The 3,646-nt window shown below is 63.1% G+C and carries 4 protein-coding genes and 1 pseudogene; 3 read left to right on the plus strand and 2 right to left on the minus strand.

The features are described from left to right. Positions 1 to 28 precede the first annotated feature (28 nt). On the minus strand, positions 29 to 772 hold the full coding sequence (locus ACYP01_RS11425; RefSeq protein ID WP_003945615.1) for a DUF4232 domain-containing protein: 744 nt from the start codon (positions 770 to 772) through the stop codon (positions 29 to 31). Between the two features lie 97 nt (positions 773 to 869). Beyond that, positions 870 to 1,508, minus strand: coding sequence for a carbonic anhydrase (locus ACYP01_RS11430; protein WP_003945421.1), 639 nt, complete (start codon positions 1,506 to 1,508; stop codon positions 870 to 872). A gap of 228 nt (positions 1,509 to 1,736) precedes the next feature. Between ACYP01_RS11430 and ACYP01_RS11435 the strand changes: the two genes are divergently transcribed. The 3 genes and pseudogenes from ACYP01_RS11435 to ACYP01_RS11445 form a co-directional block, all read left to right on the plus strand. Further along, positions 1,737 to 2,591: an MlaE family ABC transporter permease gene (locus tag ACYP01_RS11435; protein ID WP_459680012.1), complete on the plus strand. Its 855-nt coding sequence runs from the start codon at positions 1,737 to 1,739 to the stop codon at positions 2,589 to 2,591. Then, positions 2,591 to 3,436: an MlaE family ABC transporter permease gene (locus ACYP01_RS11440; RefSeq protein ID WP_003945610.1), complete on the plus strand. Its 846-nt coding sequence runs from the start codon at positions 2,591 to 2,593 to the stop codon at positions 3,434 to 3,436. The genes ACYP01_RS11435 and ACYP01_RS11440 overlap by 1 nt, the downstream gene beginning before the upstream one ends. Continuing rightward, positions 3,433 to 3,646: pseudogene (locus ACYP01_RS11445) on the plus strand (MCE family protein); the annotation flags it as partial. The gene ACYP01_RS11440 and the pseudogene ACYP01_RS11445, both read left to right, overlap by 4 nt.

Here is a 3,646-nt window from a genome sequence, read left to right on the forward strand (position 1 = left end):
TAGCGGGCCTGTTCGGGCTTGCCCGCGCTCATGCGATGTTGAACGGCTCCGGGGAGCTTCGCAGTGCACCGAGCTGCCCGACAACCGTGTAAGCGCCTGCGCCCACCGGATTGCGCTCGGGGTTCTGCGCGGTCGCGCACTCGGGGGTCGACGTCGTGGCCGACCAGGCGACCTTGAACGCGGCTTGCTCGCCGGGCGCGAGATTGCGTACGTCGGCTGCGGGCTGTGGGTAGCAGTCGACGTTGGACCACAACCGGGTCTTGCCGTCGATGCTGTAGACGAGCACCTGCTGAAGGCCACCCGCCAGATCTCGATCACAGGGTGCCGAACCGATGTTGGTGATGACGATCGTGAACGACGGCTCTTCGCCGGGAGCGAAGGTCGCCTTGTCTGCAGTGGCTTTGACTGCCAGCGACGAGTCGGCGCACTGACCGGCCGGGACCGGAGCCCCGGTGGTCGACGAAGAGGAAGAAGACGAAGACGATCCCGAAGCCTGCGTGCCCGAGCCACCTGATCCACCGGCAGCGCCGCCACCCGAGCCACCGCCACCCTCCGGCGCGTTGGAACCGGAAGGGTTGGGGGTGAAGGAGACGTCCGTCGTCAGCGAGGAACTCGCAGCGGCCGAGTCGGCCTCCGGGGTATCACTTCCACCGCCGAAGAGGGCGGACGCCGCCCAGATGATCAACGCCAGTGCAATGACGGCGGCACCAATGGCCAGCGCCCGGCGACGCCAGTAGATCTCGGGGGGCAGTGGTCCATTAGGTTCCAACACGGACTCAACGGTAGTTGGCGCAGGGTCCACTAACCGTCAGCTGAGGCGGCGTGTCGGTACCCATTGTCTGCTGCCAGGTACCACTGCCCCGGAAGATCTAACCCTCGACGGTCTCGACGCTCTCGCCGATGTCGCCGACTGCGCCCTGAACTCGCATGTGACCGTCGGACAACGTGTACGTGACGCCGACGATCGCGCACGCACCCTTGTCCACCTTGTCGGCGATGATCCGGGACCTCTGCATGATCAGCGAGCCGGTCTCCACGACGTGACGGCCTTCGAGTTCGTCCACGGTGGACAAGCCCTCGTTGCGGCCCATCAGGATGGACGGAGCAACACGCTCGACCACACTGCGGATGAATCCGTCGGGAACTGCGCCCTCGTCCAGGGCGTCGAGCGTTGCCTTCACGGCACCGCAACCGTCGTGCCCGAGTACGACGATGAGCGGCACGTTGAGCACGTGAACCGCGTACTCGATGGAACCGAGCACCGAATCGTCGAGCACGTGACCTGCAGTGCGCACGACGAACATGTCGCCGAGCCCCTGGTCGAAGATGATCTCGGCGGCTACGCGCGAATCACCGCAACCGAACAGCACCGCTGTGGGGTGCTGCCCATCGACGAGTTTCGCGCGGTCCGCGATTCCCTGGCTGGGGTGAATGGACGCGTCGTTGACAAATCGCTCGTTGCCTTCGCGAAGGGACTTCCAAGCGGAAATGGGGCTTGATCGTGGCATTCACTCATTGTGCACCCGCCGCATTTCGGGCTCTCGCCGGGAAGGTTGCGTGGACGCAAACGAAAGTTCCGCGTCGACACTCGCGCCCGGTGATGAAGTGGCCGAGTTGGAACTTACTTCAGAGTCAGTTTCCTGATACCGTCTCCGAACGTGACCTGGAGCACTTCGGGCTCCCGAGTGTGATCGAAGAAACCCGACCAGAACGATTCGGCCGGAGAGGGGGATGGCGTGAGCACCGAAGCTACGACGACCGGGAATGGAACAACCGGGGAAACAACTGCTGTCTCCCCCGCCAAGACGAACATGTTCTCGAACCTGCTCTCCGAGATCGGACTGCTCTTCACCTTCACCGTTCGCGTGTGCGTTGCGGCGTTCACGTCTCTTCGACACAAGCGCCTCGCCTGGCGTGAGGCGCTCGACCAGATGTGGTTTCTCGCCCACGTCACCTCGGTCGCGTCCGCTCTGGTGATGATTCCCCTCGGTGTCGGGGTAGCACTGCAGATCGGTGCGCTCGCAGATCAAATCGGCGCGGGTGCGTACAGCGGTGCCGTCGTCGCGTTCCTCATCATCGGACAGGCCGGCCCCCTGGTGTGCGCCCTGATCATCGCCGGTGTCGGCGGTTCCGCAATCTGCGCAGATTTGGGAGCGCGAACGATACGCGAGGAAATCGATGCACTCGAAGTGCTCGGTCTACCCGTGCTCGAACGCCTGGTCGTACCCCGGATGATCGCCATTGCCGTCGTCTGCCTCCTACTGAACTCGATAGTTCTCGTAATCGGTTTGGGCGCAAGCCTCTTCGTTCACGTCCTGATACTCGACGGCACCGCACAGAGTTTCCTGCGCAATCTCGTTCAATTCAGTCAACCCAGCGACTTCGTCGTCTCCGGCATCAAAGCCGTTGCCTTTGCTCTCATCTCGGGAATCGTGGCCTGCTACAAGGGCCTGACCGTCAAGCGCGGAGCTCAAGGCGTCGGCGACGCAGTCAACGAGACCGTCGTGCTCTCGTTTGTCCTCGTGTTTGTCGCCAACCTCGCAATTACTCAGTTCTACCCACTGTTCGTCTCGGTGAAAGGTGCCTATTGATGCACCTGCCCATCGCAATTCGTGCCAAGAGGGTCAGTTCGCGGACCGTCGACGGCCTGAGTCGGCTCGGCGATCAGTTCACGTTCCACGCGCGTGTCATCACCTCGATTCCGGCAACCCTCAAGCGCTATTGGCGTGAAGTCGCCCGTCTCGTCGCCCAGGTGGCATTCGGTTCGGGCACCCTGCTCGCCGGAGGCGGCAGCGTCGTCGTGATCTTCGCGATCTCGTTCTTCGCCGGTTCCCAGATCGGGCTCGAGGGCTACCGCGGACTCAACCTCGTCGGTCTCGCACCGCTGTCCGGCGTGATGTCCGCCATCGCGAATACTCGCGAGGTGGCACCACTCGTTGCCGCAATCACCCTGGCAGCCAAGGTCGGAACCGGATTCACCGCGCAGCTCGGAGCGATGCGGATCTCCGAGGAAATCGACGCGCTCGAAGTCATGGCGATTCCCTCGCTGCGGTACCTGGTCACCACCCGAATGATCGCGGCGCTCATCGCGGTGGTCCCGCTGTACCTGGTCGGCCTGTTTGCTTCGTACATGGCAACGGCGCTTGCGGTGATCCGGGTCAAAGGCCAGTCGGAGGGAACGTACGGCTACTACTTCAGTCTTTTCCTCTCTCCCAACGACATCTGGTTGTCCTTGATAAAAGTCATGGTGTTCGCGGTCGTCGTGACCCTCGTGCACTGCTACTACGGTTACACCGCGACGGGTGGACCCGAAGGCGTCGGACGAGCCGCCGGACGAGCGTTGCGCACCAGCATCGTCTTCCTTGCATTCACCGACGTCGCGATGACCATTGCGCTGTGGGGACTCAAACCTCACGTACCCGGGCTGACCGGATGATCGTCACGAATTCCAGCCGAATCACCCTGGCACTGCGGGGTTTACTCGCCGTGGTCATCCTGATCCTCGCCTACGTCTTCTTGTTCAGCAGAGGTACGGACTCCACCGGTTCCACACCGCAGGTCAGTGCTGTCGTCCCCGCCAGTGCCGGTGCGCTGCGAGTCGGATCCTCGGTACAGTACCGCGGCGTCGTCGTCGGCGCTGTGGCCG

The organism is Rhodococcus sp. no. 34, assembly GCF_054589475.1.